Raw genomic sequence first — 15,691 nt, 5'->3', positions numbered from 1 at the left:
CGTGAATGGCTGCTTCTGGCCGATTTCTGCCTGTCACGACTGACCGAAATCGGCCAAACCCACTTCATATTGGGAGCATTCGCCATAACGCTCGTCCCAGTATCGCCTTCATGAACGACTGTTGCCTGTTGTGAGGGCCGCCATCGCCCCGAAACTGACTGTCGCTACAAAGCGGAATCAGTCTGAATAGGCGAGAGATTGTTTGAGCCGTACATTCCTTATGGGAATGCAGTATATAAAATTAATGAATTTTTATTATGACTGTGTATGGCATAGCGTGATGTGAGGACATGGAGAACCGCCTTGAATTCATCCCCTCTCAACGCTGCTGAAAAATTTGATACCTCTCGAGCCAATGAGTACGGACGACAGAGCCGTATCGCACTAGCCGGATATGACGCCTGCCACGACCTGACTGCATGCATGCTGGCGGCAAGCCTCGGCAATTCAAGCTCGACAAAAATACTGGTGGTTGGCGCTGGCGGTACTGCACAGGAAATTATTGCTATGGCCAAACTTGAGCCGGGTTGGCGCTTCACTGCTGTTGACCCATCCGGGCCGATGCTGGAGGCAGCGAAGCAGCAGTTAGAGGCAAACAATTTGCTTGAAAGGACGGCCATGCATCTTGGGCATGTTGAAGACCTGGCAGCAGACGAGCCATACGACGCAGCCACTTTGATCGGGGTACTCCATCATCTCGATGGCGATGATACCAAGCGGGAAATTTTAAGATCCATTCGAGCTCATCTAAAGCCGGGGGCGCCGTTGATTGTCGCGGGGAATCAATATGCTTATGCCAGCCAGCCGTTACTGCTTGCTGCCTGGGGGCAACGGTGGCGGCAGCATGGAGCCAACTCGGATGAAGTGAAGGCCAAGCTTGGGAAAATCCTTCAAGGCGCCGACCCACCACATTCCGAGGCGGCGGTTCAAAAACTGTTGCATGACGCCGGATTCGGAGGCGCTACTCGTTTCTTCAGCAGCCTGTTCTGGAGTGCCTGGTTGACGTGTAAAACGGGTTGAATCTGGAAGCGGGTGGCTGCTTCTGGCCGATTGCTGTTCGACCCGAAGGGCTGCTTTCGACTGTGGATTCAACCCGGAGCAGTCATCGAGACTGCCGGTCGCGATGGTTCTGAATCAGGTTCGCAAGTCACCCGCTCTGATGAATTCGATCAGCGCGTTCAAGGCCGGGGGCACATGGCGCCGGCTGGGGTAATAAAGAAAGAATCGGCTTGGCGGTGCTTTCCATTCCTGGAGTATTTCTCTGAGATGCCCGTGGCGGATTTCGTCGCGCGCCAGCGCTTCGTAGACATAGGCAATCCCAGCACCATCTTTCGCCGCCTGGATCATCAGCGCATCGTCTTCCAGAATGAGCGGGCCTGTGACGGATAACCGTATCGGTTGACCACCTGCTTGATACTCCCAAGCGTAAAGTTTTCCACTTGGAAAACGCCTGGCAATGCACGCATGCTCGAGCAAGTCGCGGGGGGCGTGCGCGATCCCCTTTTCGGCCAGATAGGCATCCGCAGCAACGGTCACGAACGATTGAGGGGCGCCGACAGGGACTGCGATCATGTCGCCGGCCAGGCTTTCACCAAAGCGGACTCCAGCGTCAAATCCGCCGTTCACGATATCGGTCAATCCATCGTCGGTGATCAGGTCCAACTGAATACGTGGATACCTGGCCACGAAGGGCGCGAGCACTTTCGCCAACACGATACGAGCCGCGGGGCGCGCCACGTTGAGGCGGAGTTTGCCTGCGGGCACTTCCTGCATCGAAGTCAATTGCGCCAACACATCGGCAACCTGATGCAGGGTCGGGACCAGCGTCGCCAATAACTGTTGGCCTGCCTCGGTCGGCGTCACGCTACGAGTGGTTCGGTTCAGCAACCTGATACCCAGGCGTGCCTCCAACGCTCGCATCGCGTGACTCAACGCGGAAGCCGAAACGCCACGTTCGTCGGCGGCCTTGCGAAAGCTGCGATGGCGAGCGACGGCGGCAAAGGCATCGAGTTCAGAGAGATCGGGGTGATTACTCATGAATTTTGTTCAGTAGTTCAAATACGATTACCCATCTTATCGCCATCAGATCTCTCCCGGATACTTCTCACATCATTTGTGGAGAGGTCGCTATGCAAAAGAATCGTCTTGGATCATCGGATTTTCTGATTTCGCCTATTGGCCTGGGGACGTGGGCAATCGCTGGCACAGGTTGGGAGTACAGTTGGGGAGCGCAGGATGACAAAGACAGCCTGGGCGCACTTGAGTATGCCGTCGAACGCGGCGTGAACTGGATTGATACTGCTGCGGTTTATGGCTTGGGCCATGCGGAGCAATTGGTGGGGCAATTGCTGCGTCGGGTGCCGGTCTCGCGGCGTCCTTTGGTGTTCACCAAAGGCAGCCTGGTCTGGGACCCGGTCACGAAGGAGATTTCGCACTCCTTGGCCCCCCAATCGTTGCTCGCCGAGATCGACGCAAGCTTGCGCAGGCTCCAAGTCGAGACCATCGATCTGTATCAGATCCACTGGCCTGCCTTTCCTGCCGACGCAAGCAGTGAAGGTATTGAAATGGCGCTTTCGGCTTTGGCAGCCGCGCGCGATCAAGGAAAAATTCGCGCTATCGGCGTATCGAATTTCGATGTCGCTCAACTCAAGCGGGCGCAGGCGGTGACAGAGATCGTTTCGCTCCAGCCGCCGTATTCCGCCTTGATGCGGGACATCGAGAAAGACGTCCTGCCATTCTGTGAGCAGGCCGGGTTGGGTGTCCTTGCCTATTCCACACTTCAATCGGGGCTACTGTCCGGCAGCATGACGCGCGAACGCATCTCGCAACTGCCCGAAGACGATTGGCGCAAGGCCCGAAGTGCTGATTTCCAGGAGCCCCGTTTGAGTGCGAACCTGACTTTGGTTGACGTTATGGCACGCATTGGAGAAAGGCACGGGGTGAGTGCTGCGGCGGTCGCTATCGCCTGGGTACTTCGCCAACCGGTAGTGACGGGCGCCATTGTCGGAGCCCGCCGCCCAGCACAAGTCGACGGTCTGATAGCAGCCTCGGCGTTGCGCCTTAGCGCTGCGGAAATCGACGAAATTCGACCGTTCCTGCCGTCGGGCATGGGAACAAATGTTCCTGGCGCCGCCGCCTGACACCCTGGGTGGTCCGAGTGCTCTCCTCCCTGCCATCGCTGGCAGGTGGGCTGCCTCACGCTACTGCTCGCGAAGCACGCACTTTCTCGTATCGCGCGAATCCGATCTTGATGCCGACCAGAATGGGGGCAGCGATTACAAACAGCAGGGCCACGGCGATGAACGCGGTGTCGAAGGCAATCACCGTGGACTGACTTGTCACCAACCGGCCCAGAAGGCTCGTCGCTGCCCGGCCAGCGGCCACTGCCTCCATTCCTTTCGCGCTCAGCATGGCTGTCGTGGTCGTCATTCGTTCGATGACCGCGGCCCCGCCAGGGGTGACATTGGCGCCGAGGACCGCGGCATTGGTGACGACGTTATGGTCAATCAGGGTCTGGAGCCCTGCGACACCGATAAGGCCACCTAACTGGCGACCCGTATTGAAAAGGCCTATTCCACTCGCGAGGTTTCGGCTGTTGAGGTGGCTGAAGGCGATCAGCGTGATCGATAGAAACAGGAAGCCAAGGCCCAACCCGCGCAACAGGATAGCCGCCATCATGTCGTCCGCGCCGCTTTCGCTGGTCGAACCGGACAGCATCCACATCGCAACCATGATCATCAGGATTCCAAAGGGCACGGTGGCGAACGGCGCAACGCGGCGGGCCTGCATGAGCCAGGCCGATATGAGCAGCGCGCCGACAAAAAACGCGCCACTGGGCAACAGCAGCTGACCGGCATCGGTAGGCGTGAACCCGAGGACCGACAGGGCGAACGCCGGAATCAGGAACGCGCTGCCGAACAAGGCGGCGCCGGCGACAAAACTGACGATAAAGGCGAAGGAAAAATCGCTCGTTTTGAACAGGGTGAAGTCGAGCAGCCCCTGCCCTTTGGCCAACACTTGTTGGCCGAGAAGTGCCAGCAGAGCGGCGGCGCCAATCACGGTTAGCCACAGGATGCGAGGCTCCTCGAACCAGTCCCATCGGCTGCCCTGACTGAGAACGTAGGTGAAACACAACAGGGTGGCAGAGATCAGCGAGAAGCCGATCCAGTCAAACGGACGGTGCCGGACCTTGGCGGGCATTGGGCCGTCTGCGATCAGCACCAGTCCGCTAGCCGCCAAGGCAATCGGCACAACGCTGAAGAAGATCCATGTCCAGGATTGGCTATCGATCAACCACCCTTGAAGCGCCGGGGCGAGCGTCGCGGGCGCGACAACGGAACCCATGGCAAACAGGGCCTGGAGGATTGGCTGATAAGACCGCGGAAAAGCGCGAAAGATGATCGCCTGCCCCCCGACCAGCAGGGTGCCGCCGGCGAAGCCCTGAATCACCCGAAGTGCAACCAACAGATCCAGCCGAGCGGTGATGGCGGCAATGCCGCACGCCAGGCCCATGACCAAGGTTGAGCTGATCACCACATGACGCGGATTAAAACGCTTCAGCAGCCAAGGGGCAGCCATGAACCCGATCAGCTTGAACGCGATGTAGCCGACATCCAACCAGGCAAACTCATCTGGCGTTGCATAGGTGTCGCCGATGATGTCGCTGCGTCCGAGCGCCAGAACGGTGCTGGCGATCGCTTCCGTCAGCGTGGCAAGCACGATGCCCGCCATGAGCAGAACACCGGTCGTAACGCTGGCGTTGCTGCGCGTGGCCCTGGCAACCGTGTTCATGAGCCCTCCCCTTGCGCAACCTCGACCCGCGCGGACAGGCCAGGGACGATACGACCCGGCAGCGGGTTATGGGCAAGGCGGATCTTTACCGGAACCCGCTGCACAACACGCACAAAGTTCCCTGTCGCGTTGTCTGTGGGGAGCAAGCTGAACGCCGACCCGCTACCCGGCGCAAAGCTGTCGACCACGCCTTCAAGTGCCCCGTCGGGATAGCCGTCGACCGTGATGCGCACGCGCTGACCGGGGCGGATATGTTCGAGCTGGGTTTCCTTGAAGTTCGCCACGACCCACACATCATTGACCGGCACGATATCGAGCAACGAAACACCCGGCGTAACGAACCGGCCGACGCGGACCTGACGGTTACCGATAACGCCATCAACAGGCGCGCGTACCACGGTGCTGTCGAGATCGATCTGGGCCAGATCGCGCGCGGCCTGCGCCTGCGCCACAGCAGCAACGGCAGCTTCTCGCTGGGCCACAAGGACGGTGATGCGTTGCTGTTGAGCCTCGACCGTTGCCGAAGCGGCCGATACCGTCGCCTCGGCTCTGGAGCGTGCCGTGCCGGTTTCATCGACGAGGGCCTGGCTGACCGCGTTGCTGACGATAAGTTTTTGGCTGCGATCATGGGTCTTGGTCGCCAGATTCATCTCGGCGGAGGCCGAGCGTCGCTGGGCTTCGGCCTGTCGAATCAGGGCACGCTGAAGCTGGGTTTCGGCATCGACGTGGGTCAGGCGCGCCTCGGCAGCGCTGACATTGGCCACTGCCTGCGCGAGCCGTGCGCGATAGTCCCGATCATCAATCCGGAACAGGACGTCACCCGCCCGAACGGTCTGGTTGTCCTCCACTTCTACCGCCGTGACATAGCCGGCAACTTTGGCAGCGAGCGAGGTGAGGTCGCCGCGCACATAAGCGTTATCAGTGGAGGTCGAACCGCTCGAAAACGCCATGGCCCATCCGCCAACCAAGACCACCACGGCACCGATGCACAACAGGATGCCGATCATCTTTCTCTTGCTTTGCCGCGCCACCACGACAGGGATCTCGACGCTTGCGCCGGTGGCAATGGCGGCCTTGTCCTGAAGCGAGTTCATGTTCTTGTTTCCTGTTCAATGCCAAGGATCCGCAGCAGCCACAGGACGGCAGTGACCTGCCGCCCGGCTGTCGAGCGTCGATGAGCACGTTGATCGGCTCACTTTTTAATAGGTGTAACGAGCTCCTTTTCGTTGCTGTCGAGGACGAACACCGCCAGCAGGCGTGCGGGTTTCGTGTCGCTGGCGTTGGCGCTGACTTCGTGCACGGAGCCCGGCTCCTCTACGAAGTTTTCGCCGACGTTGTAGATCTTTTCCGGCTCGCCTTTGACTTTGATGCGAAACGAGCCCTCCAGGACCGTGGCATAAATGAAGGCCGTTTTCGGATGGGTGTGGGACGGCGACGCGGCGCCCGGCCCGTACTCGACCAGCACGCCCTTCATGCTCTTGCCGGGGAGGTTGGGAATGGGCCGGTCGAATACGACCGACACTTTGCCTGCGGGCGGTTCGGCGGCCGACGCTGCGCTGATCGACAGCGCTGCGAAGGCAGCGGCCAAGAGATATCGGGTAAACATGGCAATGCTCCTTGGTGTGTAGGTGGTGTGAGCGCGCGGCCCGTTACCGAGCCGTCGACTGACCGAGCCAGCCCTCGAAGCGGATCGCGCCCAGGCGCGGGTTCTTGCCGGGGGTCAGCGATTGATCGTCGAGCACCGAGCCGAAGTAGCGCGCGTGCACATCCGGCACGACCTTGCGCGTGTCCTGAGTGGCCCGCAGGAAGCGCCTGACCAGTTCGTCGAGTGGCATGGCCTCGGGACCGGCGACTTCGACCGTGCCATTCACCGGCGCTGCCAGCGTGACCTCGGCGAGCGCCGCCACCACGTCGTCGGACGCCATCGGCTGGATCAATGCCGGCGACACGCAAACCTCCTCACCGACGGTGGCCGCCTGCGCAATGCCGCCGACAAACTCGAAGAACTGCGTGGCACGCAGAATGGTGTAAGGAATGCCGGACGCCTTGATCAGGTTTTCCTGCGCGACTTTGGCCCGGAAATAGCCATTCTCGGGAAGCCGTTCACTGCCGACGATCGACAGGGCAACGTGATGGCGAACCCCAGCGGCCGCCTCGGCAGCCAGCAGGTTACGGCTCGACGTTTCGAAGAAATCGAGAACGGCCTGGTCTTCCCACGAAGGCGCGTTCGCCACGTCGACGACGATATCGGCGCCATCCATCGCTTGGGCCAGGCCCTCGCGGGTGATGCTATTCACGCCCGTGCTGGGGGCGGCTGCGAGCACGTCATGGCCGCGCTCGCGGAGGTTCTGCACAAGTTTCGATCCGATGAGGCCGGTGCCTCCAATGACGACGATCTTCATGGTTTCTCTCCGTTTCTCGACTGCAACCATTGCCGTCGATGTAGATTGAGAGTGCCAGCGCGCGTCAGGGACGTCCTTGTACCGGCCTTGAGTTTGCCTTCAAGGAAGCTTGGTTTTTCGTCCAGAAAAACAGCTATTCGACGGGTATCCCTTGCCGCGGGCGCTGCCGTATTATCGATACCACTTACCCATCGCCAGCTCGGACACGGAGTCGGGGGCGCTCGACCAGGGGATTCTCACCTTGCCATTCGTGTTTGAAGACTACGTGCTCGATCAAGAGCGCCGGGAACTGACCTTGCGCGGGCAAGTGGTGGCTGTCGGGCCGCAGGTCTTCGACCTATTGCTGCAACTCGTCAGCAACCGCGATCGCGTCGTCAGCAAGGACGACCTGCTCAAGGCAGTGTGGAGCGGTCGGATCGTCTCGGAATCGACCATCACCAGCCACATCAATGCGGTGCGCAAGGCCATCGGCGATACCGGCGAGGAGCAGCGCCTGGTGCGCACGATCCCCCGTAAGGGATACCGCTTCGTCGGCGAAATCACGGTGGATGAGGTCGGCGAAACGCGACAGCCTGACATCGAAGAACCCATGCCCGAGGACCTGAAGCAAACGCCTGCGCCCACGCTCGTCCTGCCGGACAAACCCTCCATTACGGTCCTGCCCTTCCAGAACCTGAGCGGCGATCCAGAGCAGGAGTATTTCGCCGACGGCATGGTGGAGGACATCATCGCCGCCCTGTCGCGAATCCGCTGGCTGTTCGTCATCGCGCGCAATTCAAGCTTCACCTACAAGGGTCGGGACGTGGACGTACAGGGCGTCGGCCAGACGCTCGGCGTGCGCTACGTGCTGGAAGGTAGCGTGCGCAAGTCCGGGAACAAGATACGCATCACCGGGCAGCTGATCGACGCGACCACCGGAACGCATATCTGGGCGGAGCGCTTCGAAGGAATGCTCCACGACATCTTCGAGCTGCAGGATCAAATCGCCGAAAGCGTCGTCGGCGCCATAGCACCGCAGCTGGAACGGGCAGAAATCGAGCGCGCCAAGCGCAAACCAACGGAAAGCCTGGACGCATACGACTATTACCTGCGCGGCATGGCGAAACTGCACAACGGCACCCGCGAAGCCATCGAGCAAGCGCTGCCGTTGTTCTACAAGGCCATCGAGCTCGATCCGGAATTTGCATCGGCCTATGGCATGGCCGCCTGGTGCCACTTCTGGCGCAAGTTGAATGGCTGGATGACCGATCGGCCTCAAGAAATCGCCGAGGGCGCACGACTTGCGCGTTTGGCGGTAGAACTCGGCCGGGATGATGCGGTGGCACTGACGCGAGGCGGACATGCACTTGCCCACCTCGCCGGCGACGTCGATGGCGGCATTGCCCTGCTCGACCGGGCACGCCTGCTCAACCCCAACCTCGCCCCCGCCTGGTTCCTGGGCGGAATCCTGCGCGCACTGCGCGGTGAAGCAGATGCCGCCATCAAGGATTTGACCCATGCCGTGCGCTTGAGTCCGCTGGATCCGGAAATGTTCAGGATGCAGGTCGGGATGGCGCTCGCGCACTTCTTCGCCGGGCGCTTCGATCCCGCTTCTGACTGGGCGGAAAAGGCGCTGAGGAACCTGCCCTGCCTCCTGGCATCAGTTGCCCTGATCGCGGCCAGTCATGCGCTCAGCGGACGCATGGACAAAGCGAAGCAGGCGATGCAGCGTTTGCACGAGCTGGATCCGTCTTTGCGTGTTTCTAATCTGAAGGACTGGTTGCCGATCCAGCGTTCTGAGGATTTTAAGCGGTTTGCTGATGGGTTGCGGCTGGCTGGGTTGCCGGAGTGAGTGTGGTTCGGTGATGTGGGGTTGGTTGCTAAGACCTGCCGGTCGCGAAGGACTGTTACCTCCCCAAGCTGCCTCTCGCGACAGGCAGTAATCGGCCAGACGCGGACGCTGGGTATGGATTGCAGATCTCGTACAGACACTACTCAAGGGCTATGCAGACCTGTTCGAACCAGGCGGCAAAGGTTGGCCAACTTTCGTCTGTACTTCCGTTGTGTGACCAGTATCGAACAACACCAGCCTCCGATATGCAGAAGTAGTCGCTGTTATCTTCAATGAAAGGCAACCAATCCCGGGGCACACCCTGGGCCCAGGCGGTTTCGGTAATTGCAAAGATATCTAGATGGATGCATTCCCCCAAAATCACCGCAGGTTCAAATGCGGCGTTTGCGACATCGCTGCCACCTTTCAGGAACCGGATATATTGATCGGGAAATCGAAAATTGAGCCTGCTCTCTGCGTCAGCAATTTCAGCATCTGTTGGAATACGAAAAGGATTGTCTGTCATTCGTTCAAGTCCGAGTATCGTGCAGTGGGCGATAGCTTATTCAATCAGAGAGTGTAGATGTCCGCTTGGGTTGCTGCCCATCGCCACAGACGGCAATCGGCCAATTGCAGACTGTAGACAGGTAGCCGCTGATGTTCTCTACGCTGGTCGATCTAGTGACAGCACAGCGCTAAAAAGGAGCAGTCATGTTGGAAGTTGCCATTGATCGAGATAGCGTTCATGCGGGGGATGATTTGGAAAGCCATGCGACGTCGATCACACTCGATCCATCAGCAACCCTGCGTGCCTTAATCAAAGTGATACAAGGTATGGGCTACCTACCTGGTATCAATGGAGGCAAGGCAACCTGGATTATTTGTTCGTCTGGCAAACCAATAGGTGTTTTAGCGCAGCAATGGCCAGAACCTAAACTCACCACGCCCCCCGAGAGCATCGTGGATCAATATTTCGGAAATACCGAGCCTCGCCTTCTGTTCAGATACTGGTGCCAGGCAGATCCGGATCAGGTCTTTTTGCAGCTCAAAGCCGGAAACGAGCCACCATCCCGATTTTAAGATTGGTGGATGGCATTCCTGTCGATCAATGCGGTTCAGATGACTGTTTTGGGTCGGTTGGCGTCCTTGCGACAGGCAAAAAACGGCCAGAAGCAGCCGCTCACGAGCGACCGCTTTCGCCCCAAAGCTGCCCGAGCATCTAGTGAAGATGCGATCAGGTCAATTTGCGAAAATGCCCTGGCTGATGCAGGGATCTTCAGAAGTTCCGAATGTAATAGTTGCACTTCATCTCTCTATAACTCGCTGCTGAAACCTGGCGGACCTACTCAAAAATTCCCTAGCCCCTCTATATTTTTTGCTAACCATGTTCAAGTCTCCGCCATCGCTCATAACCTTCTCCAAAATGTCCGGCTGATCTTTCTGCCACGTCGAAAAGCTATAGATTACGTAGATAGAACTATGATCAATCTTTTCATCTGGGATAGGACCGTCAAAGTATGATGGTTGTTGTGAAACTTCAAAATCCTCTACAGGCTCAAATAAATCTGCGAACTTCCATCGCCAGTATTCTCGTTCGCTTTCATACATCACTTTAAACCCGTCTGACTTTATCTTGTCGTACAGTTTGTCCGCAGACAGCAGGAACCTTGCACAATCCAGCCATGCTGTCCTATCCCGTATCGGAATGCTGCTCCCTTCACGGTAAACTCGGTTAAATGCACGTTCCAAACATGTAATTGCCTGCTTGTTGTAAATTTCGTCGTCACGTAGTTCTCTGTCGCTCTGCATGGCTTGGCCTTGCAACCACACGTTATACATAAGTCCTAGAAAGCTAAAGGCCGCAAGGATGGTGGCTAGTGTTCCCCCAATGTAATCCCCAAACACACCCCAGCTTGCAGGGTTCTCGCTCCACGCATTATCACGAAATGTTAGAATCCAAGGGGTTGCTGTAATTACAGTTGCCACACTAAGAATAGAAAGCCCAGTCGTTACCCACACTCGTTTGCTGTCCATTTCCTCGTTCCTTAATTGTTTAGTAACAGGTGGCGGATCTATTTTTTAAATACATTAAAATTCGCCCTGAGCTAGGAGCGCAGTTTGCTTCGTCCCATTCTTGATTGCACTGACGTGTTTACGGCCGCGCGCGGGCGAGCCAAAGAGGCTGCTTTTGGCCGATCGCTGCCAGTCACGAAGGGCTGCAATCGACCCATTGCAGCCGTTCAAGACAAGTACCCATTGACCGATTTCTGCCTGTCGTGAAGGTGGGCTGTCGACCCAAAGCTGACGGTGGCGACAGGTAGAAATCGGCCCATAGCCGTCATCCAACTGCGAACTGACGAACACTAGGCAGATGTCTGGGGGATGTTTAGTGCTTCGACGCCTGTATAGCTGCATCGAGCAAAGGGCCGGTGATCCGTCGGCTATTGTAATCATCGACAAAGTAGTTGATCCGGTTAGCCAGGTGCTGAATGGATAGCCAGCCCAAGCCGTGGTAGTCGCGCAGCTCCTCGTAGTTGAGCTTAACCAGAGTGTCGTAACTCACAAAAGTCGCTTCGCAGTTGACGAGAACATATACCGAGCCATCTTCTGCGGTAAGAAGGTGCCAGTAGCTGTCGTCTGTGTGGTATGCCGCAGGGGTGGGCCGAATTGGATTCATGGTTGATTTTTTTGCGTTCCCTTTCATTTTCTAATCATAACAGTACTAAACGTTTTGGACCGGCACACCTTTCCGATCTGACGCTGGAATTTGGAAAGTGACTTGGCTAGACGCGACAATGGGGGATCATGCGCCCACGTCGTTGATCAGTTGGCGCCAGACATCCCTTGCCTTCTGCTCCGAGGTAAAGACTTGTACTTTTGGATACCAGAACTGCCCCTCAATTACGATGCATTCCAGGGTAGAGTCCTGAAACGTAAAGACATAGTGGATGGCATCTTTTAGAAACCGCTGTTTATCGTGTCGTGGGTGAATGGCGTTTCTCTGCTCAAGCTCTGCTAGCCAAGGCGAATTATCTATTCGATGAATTTGGTAATGCTTGAGGCCAAGTCCAATAAGCGGATGGCCGCCCAATGCCTCGTCGTTTGGTGACCCGAACTGAATTTTTTTTACTAGGGGAAAATGAATTACAGCTATTTCTTCCCCAGCGGTGCAGTACCGTAAACATAGCTGCGTGTCCGTGGCGAACACGACGGGTTCGGGCGACGTACTTGGCTGTGGCCAGGAGTCGAGCAGCACTACGGTCGCGAATGACATAGGGAAGCCTAGTGAAGAAATAGGGGGTAAAACAGAGTGCGAGAGCGACGCGTTGTCGTCAAACGTTTCTGATCGCGACGGGCTGCTTTTGGCCGTTTTCTGCCCTTCGCGATGGGCATAAATCGGCCAGTAGCAGTCGTTCCCTCGCGTTAGGGTTGATACAGCGCCAGGCGGTCGCCGGTTATCTTGTCTCCCGTCACCGCCGCAGTGACCGGGCGGAGCAGCCCGTGGCACAGGGTGCCCTCGGCCAAGTCGGTATTGCGAAGCTCCTCCCACGACTCCATTACCTATCTACAGCTGCCATCCTTTTTCAACTCTGCACGGCTCCATTCAAAAGTACCGACGCAGCGGTCAGCGTCATATCCATCCGCCGGTGACCGATCCGGCATTCTCCTACCAAACCCTCGATTCAAAAAAAAAACGCCGTCGCGCGCGCCCTGCATGACTTTAAGCGGGCGACAGGTGCGGTCGCGCCGCAACACAACCCTAAAAATGTCAGACGCTTCCTCGTTTTTTTGAAAGCGCTCACACGTTTAACGATGCGTGTTTAAAGACACCCGCTGTTACGTCCTAACGGCTACAACGCCTTGCGTCGTTGCCTACGCGTGCGCCAGAATCCGCTGGCTTGTGCGGCTGTGGGGCGGGCTATATCGTTTCCCTGTCACTGAAAAACAGTGATCGGGTTTGGTAGCCCGCCTTTAAGTAGTCGCATGGCGACACCTTATGAGTCCCTTTTTTGGGCTCAGCTTTATATGGTGGTCATGCGTGGGGCTCCATTGTGAGCGCCGGGTTTCCTACTTAGACCGGTCTACCAACCCGCGTATGGCCGCCACTCTTCGTTTGGTAGCGAGGGTGATGGCTCTTATTTATTCTAAGTGGGAGTTTCATCTATGTTCAAAGTGACACCCAATCCACCGGACACCGATCCGGCATCCCCGTACGAATCCCTCGATTCAAAAAAACTCAACGAAGCCGCCGAGCGCGCCCTAAATTTCTACCTCAACCCGGCGGCGATCATGAACAACACCCCACGTAAACCCAGCACCATGTACATGGTTGCGCCGGATGTCGGCCATGAAGCCTTGCTGGTTCAAACGTGCGAGAACCTGGCGTCGGCCAGTGTCATGGCCAGCGACATCGCTGCATTGGTGGAGGGCACCCACCGCAATACCCTGCTGGCGCTTCAGCAGGTCATCATGCTGGCGGAACTGGCGGTGAATCGAATGCTGGATAACTTCGTTCCACCTAAGTAATCACTCAGCCCTTTACTGAGAGGCTTGCCCCTCGGTAAAGGGCTTTGATAGTTGCGATGCGAAGGGCGCATCCAGCTTCACCCTCAAATCCCCCTTCAAAAGCGCCTGCGGTGACATGGTCACCAAACGGCCGATCACGCGCTGGGACTGCTCCGCAGCCCAACGGGAGCAAGCTCCCTCGCCACAAAAGCAGCTCCTTTTGGCGACTCTCGCAAATCATCTGCACTGAATCCCACCCACAAAAAAGCCCACTGACCGTCACCGATCCAGTGGGCTTTCCAATCACGCTTCTACTTACAAAGCCATATCCGTCGCAGCATTAGCCTTCGGCGCCTTGGCCGGAGCAGCCGGGGCAGCAGCCGGAGCCGCCACCTGACCAATCGCCGGCGGTGGAGTCAGCTCCAGCACCTTGGAGGTGTAAGCCCACTCTTGAGCCACTTTCTCAGGGCTGCTGTTCAGCTGAGTGCCATAGCTAGGCACGATCTGGTGCAGCTTTTCCTGCCAGGCTGGCGAGGCAACCTTGTCCTTGAACACTTTCTGCAGCACGGTCAGCATGATCGGTGCGGCAGTCGATGCGCCCGGCGATGCGCCCAGCAGGCCGGCGATGGTGCCGTCTGCGGAAGCAACGATCTCGGTACCCAGTTTCAGCACGCCACCGGCAGCTTCATCACGCTTGATGATTTGCACGCGTTGGCCGGCTTGCCACAGGCGCCAGTCTTCGGCTTTGGCGTTCGGGAAGTATTCTTTCAGGGCGTTGAGGCGGTCTTCGTCAGACAGCATCAGTTGGCCTGCAAGGTACTCGACCAGCGGGTATTCCTTGATGCCGACCTTGGTCATTGGCCACACGTTGTGGGTGGTCGTGGTGGTCAGCAGGTCCAGGTACGAGCCTTCTTTCAGGAACTTGGTGCTGAAGGTCGCGAATGGGCCAAACAGGATGACGCGCTTGCCGTCCAGAACACGGGTGTCCAGGTGCGGAACCGACATTGGCGGTGCGCCAACGGAGGCTTTGCCGTAGGCCTTGGCCAGGTGTTGTTCGGCCAGGGTCGGGTTTTCGGTCACCAGGAACGAGCCGCCAACCGGGAAGCCTGCGTATTCCTTGGCTTCAGGAATGCCGGACTTCTGCAGCAGGTGCAGTGCACCGCCGCCCGCGCCGATGAAGACGAACTTGGCGTCGGTTTCGGTTTTGGTGCCGTCTTTCAGGTTTTTGTAGCTGACGCGCCAGCTGCCGTCTTCGTTCTTGGTGATGTCTTGCACTTCGCTAGACAGTTTCAAGTCGAACTTCGGCGTGGTTTGCAGGTGCGCGACGAACTGGCGGGTGATCTCGCCAAAGTTCATGTCGGTGCCGAGCGGGCTCCAGGTGGCCGCGACTTTCTGGTTCGGGTCACGCCCTTCCATCATCAGCGGAACCCACTTCTTGATCACAGCCGGGTCTTCGGAGTACTGCATGCCGGCGAACAGCGGGCTCGCTTGCAGGGCTTCGTAGCGCTTCTTCAGGAACTTGATGTTGTCATCGCCCCACACAAAGCTCATGTGCGGAGTGGAGTTGATGAACGAACGCGGGTTCTTCAGCACGCCTTGCTGAACTTGCCAGGCCCAGAACTGACGGGAGATCTGGAAGGCTTCGTTGATTTCAACGGCTTTCGGGATCTGGACGTTGCCCTTGTCGTCTTCCGGGGTGTAGTTCAACTCGGCCAGGGCGGAGTGACCGGTACCGGCGTTGTTCCAGCCGTTGGAGCTTTCCTGGGCGACGCCGTCGAGGCGTTCGACCATTTCCATCGACAGACCAGGTTCCAGCTCATTGAGCCAGACACCCAGCGTTGCACTCATGATGCCGCCGCCAATGAGCAGCACATCGACTTTCTTTGCCTCTTCCGCGTGAGCGGACGTGATCCCCATCGACAAAGCCAGCCCCAGCAGGGCCGTGTTCAGTTTCTTAAACATCTGTAGCACCTATGATAAACGCCATCCGCCCCCAATCCTCAACGTGAGCAACCCAAGAGTACGGGTACGCAGGCAGCGTGCCGTGGGTTCCTGCACTTACGAGGATTTGAAGGTGGGCACACAAGGCCGACGTGTCTCCATCGACCTCAGTTATATGTCCCTCGTGTACTGATTTTTATCATTATTGGCTCAGCTACTTTGAGCGACATTGATTCTGTCA

Annotated in this window: 15 protein-coding genes; 5 read left to right on the top strand and 10 right to left on the bottom strand. The window is 57.7% G+C overall.

Annotation, left to right across the window (positions count from 1 at the left end; translation table 11 throughout):
* Positions 1-303: 303 nt before the first annotated feature.
* Entirely contained in the window at positions 304-1,020 is a 717-nt protein-coding gene (locus PSH65_RS12245) for a class I SAM-dependent methyltransferase (RefSeq protein WP_305426423.1), read from the top strand.
* A 114-nt stretch (positions 1,021-1,134) separates the two neighbouring features.
* Here the strand turns inward: PSH65_RS12245 and PSH65_RS12240 are convergent, their stop codons facing one another.
* Positions 1,135-2,037, bottom strand: a complete 903-nt coding sequence (locus PSH65_RS12240; protein WP_305426422.1) for a LysR family transcriptional regulator — start codon at positions 2,035-2,037, stop codon at positions 1,135-1,137.
* A gap of 92 nt (positions 2,038-2,129) precedes the next feature.
* Here PSH65_RS12240 and PSH65_RS12235 point away from each other — a divergent pair, with 92 nt between their 5' ends.
* Entirely contained in the window at positions 2,130-3,140 is a 1,011-nt protein-coding gene (locus tag PSH65_RS12235) for an aldo/keto reductase (protein WP_305426421.1), read from the top strand.
* Between the two features lie 55 nt (positions 3,141-3,195).
* On the opposite strand, the gene PSH65_RS12230 is transcribed toward PSH65_RS12235, so the two are convergent.
* The 4 genes from PSH65_RS12230 to PSH65_RS12215 all read right to left on the bottom strand — a co-directional run bounded on the left by PSH65_RS12230 (position 3,196) and on the right by PSH65_RS12215 (position 7,193).
* A complete protein-coding gene (locus PSH65_RS12230) occupies positions 3,196-4,791 on the bottom strand; it encodes a DHA2 family efflux MFS transporter permease subunit (protein ID WP_305426420.1) in 1,596 nt (531 codons plus the stop codon).
* A complete protein-coding gene (locus tag PSH65_RS12225; RefSeq protein WP_305426419.1) occupies positions 4,788-5,885 on the bottom strand; it encodes an HlyD family secretion protein in 1,098 nt (365 codons plus the stop codon). The genes PSH65_RS12230 and PSH65_RS12225 overlap by 4 nt, the downstream gene beginning before the upstream one ends.
* A gap of 98 nt (positions 5,886-5,983) precedes the next feature.
* Entirely contained in the window at positions 5,984-6,397 is a 414-nt protein-coding gene (locus PSH65_RS12220) for a cupin domain-containing protein (protein WP_305426418.1), read from the bottom strand.
* Positions 6,398-6,440: 43 nt separating this feature from the next.
* Positions 6,441-7,193, bottom strand: coding sequence for an SDR family oxidoreductase (locus PSH65_RS12215; protein WP_305426417.1), 753 nt, complete (start codon positions 7,191-7,193; stop codon positions 6,441-6,443).
* 241 nt (positions 7,194-7,434) lie between these two features.
* Between PSH65_RS12215 and PSH65_RS12210 the strand changes: the two genes are divergently transcribed.
* Positions 7,435-9,024: a winged helix-turn-helix domain-containing protein gene (locus PSH65_RS12210; RefSeq protein WP_305426979.1), complete on the top strand. Its 1,590-nt coding sequence runs from the start codon at positions 7,435-7,437 to the stop codon at positions 9,022-9,024.
* Between the two features lie 139 nt (positions 9,025-9,163).
* Here the strand turns inward: PSH65_RS12210 and PSH65_RS12205 are convergent, their stop codons facing one another.
* Complete coding sequence (locus PSH65_RS12205; RefSeq protein WP_305426416.1) at positions 9,164-9,529, bottom strand: SMI1/KNR4 family protein; 366 nt, start codon at positions 9,527-9,529, stop codon at positions 9,164-9,166.
* Between the two features lie 185 nt (positions 9,530-9,714).
* Here PSH65_RS12205 and PSH65_RS12200 point away from each other — a divergent pair, with 185 nt between their 5' ends.
* Positions 9,715-10,083, top strand: coding sequence for a hypothetical protein (locus tag PSH65_RS12200; RefSeq protein WP_305426415.1), 369 nt, complete (start codon positions 9,715-9,717; stop codon positions 10,081-10,083).
* 225 nt (positions 10,084-10,308) lie between these two features.
* Here PSH65_RS12200 and PSH65_RS12195 read toward each other — a convergent pair whose 3' ends face one another.
* The 3 genes from PSH65_RS12195 to PSH65_RS12185 all read right to left on the bottom strand — a co-directional run bounded on the left by PSH65_RS12195 (position 10,309) and on the right by PSH65_RS12185 (position 12,277).
* On the bottom strand, positions 10,309-11,037 hold the full coding sequence (locus PSH65_RS12195) for a hypothetical protein (RefSeq protein ID WP_305426414.1): 729 nt from the start codon (positions 11,035-11,037) through the stop codon (positions 10,309-10,311).
* A 352-nt stretch (positions 11,038-11,389) separates the two neighbouring features.
* Positions 11,390-11,707, bottom strand: a complete 318-nt coding sequence (locus tag PSH65_RS12190) for a hypothetical protein (RefSeq protein ID WP_305426413.1) — start codon at positions 11,705-11,707, stop codon at positions 11,390-11,392.
* Positions 11,708-11,806: 99 nt separating this feature from the next.
* The gene (locus tag PSH65_RS12185; protein WP_305426412.1) at positions 11,807-12,277 is read right to left on the bottom strand and encodes a hypothetical protein; all 471 of its coding nucleotides are present in this window, start codon (positions 12,275-12,277) and stop codon (positions 11,807-11,809) included.
* A gap of 890 nt (positions 12,278-13,167) precedes the next feature.
* On the opposite strand from PSH65_RS12185, the gene PSH65_RS12180 reads away from it, so the two are divergent.
* A complete protein-coding gene (locus tag PSH65_RS12180) occupies positions 13,168-13,530 on the top strand; it encodes a DUF6124 family protein (protein WP_305426411.1) in 363 nt (120 codons plus the stop codon).
* Between the two features lie 294 nt (positions 13,531-13,824).
* On the opposite strand, the gene mqo is transcribed toward PSH65_RS12180, so the two are convergent.
* Complete coding sequence (gene mqo, locus PSH65_RS12175) at positions 13,825-15,471, bottom strand: malate dehydrogenase (quinone) (RefSeq protein WP_305426410.1); 1,647 nt, start codon at positions 15,469-15,471, stop codon at positions 13,825-13,827.
* Between the last annotated feature and the right edge of the window lie 220 nt (positions 15,472-15,691).

The sequence above is a fragment of the Pseudomonas sp. FP603 genome (assembly GCF_030687415.1).
Classification (GTDB): Bacteria; Pseudomonadota; Gammaproteobacteria; order Pseudomonadales; family Pseudomonadaceae; genus Aquipseudomonas; species Aquipseudomonas wuhanensis.
This window is presented reverse-complemented; position numbering and strand designations above follow the sequence as displayed.

Excerpts from the sequence above, each read along its gene's own strand:
- PSH65_RS12240 (WP_305426422.1), bottom strand. The coding sequence starts at position 2,037 with ATGAGTAATCACCCCGATCTCTCTGAACTCGATGCCTTTGCCGCCGTC.
- PSH65_RS12235 (WP_305426421.1), top strand. The coding sequence starts at position 2,130 with ATGCAAAAGAATCGTCTTGGATCATCGGATTTTCTGATTTCGCCTATT.
- PSH65_RS12230 (WP_305426420.1), bottom strand. The coding sequence starts at position 4,791 with ATGAACACGGTTGCCAGGGCCACGCGCAGCAACGCCAGCGTTACGACC.
- PSH65_RS12225 (WP_305426419.1), bottom strand. The coding sequence starts at position 5,885 with ATGAACTCGCTTCAGGACAAGGCCGCCATTGCCACCGGCGCAAGCGTC.
- PSH65_RS12220 (WP_305426418.1), bottom strand. The coding sequence starts at position 6,397 with ATGTTTACCCGATATCTCTTGGCCGCTGCCTTCGCAGCGCTGTCGATC.
- PSH65_RS12215 (WP_305426417.1), bottom strand. The coding sequence starts at position 7,193 with ATGAAGATCGTCGTCATTGGAGGCACCGGCCTCATCGGATCGAAACTT.
- PSH65_RS12205 (WP_305426416.1), bottom strand. The coding sequence starts at position 9,529 with ATGACAGACAATCCTTTTCGTATTCCAACAGATGCTGAAATTGCTGAC.
- PSH65_RS12200 (WP_305426415.1), top strand. The coding sequence starts at position 9,715 with ATGTTGGAAGTTGCCATTGATCGAGATAGCGTTCATGCGGGGGATGAT.
- PSH65_RS12195 (WP_305426414.1), bottom strand. The coding sequence starts at position 11,037 with ATGGACAGCAAACGAGTGTGGGTAACGACTGGGCTTTCTATTCTTAGT.
- PSH65_RS12190 (WP_305426413.1), bottom strand. The coding sequence starts at position 11,707 with ATGAAAGGGAACGCAAAAAAATCAACCATGAATCCAATTCGGCCCACC.
- PSH65_RS12185 (WP_305426412.1), bottom strand. The coding sequence starts at position 12,277 with ATGTCATTCGCGACCGTAGTGCTGCTCGACTCCTGGCCACAGCCAAGT.
- PSH65_RS12180 (WP_305426411.1), top strand. The coding sequence starts at position 13,168 with ATGTTCAAAGTGACACCCAATCCACCGGACACCGATCCGGCATCCCCG.
- mqo (WP_305426410.1), bottom strand. The coding sequence starts at position 15,471 with ATGTTTAAGAAACTGAACACGGCCCTGCTGGGGCTGGCTTTGTCGATG.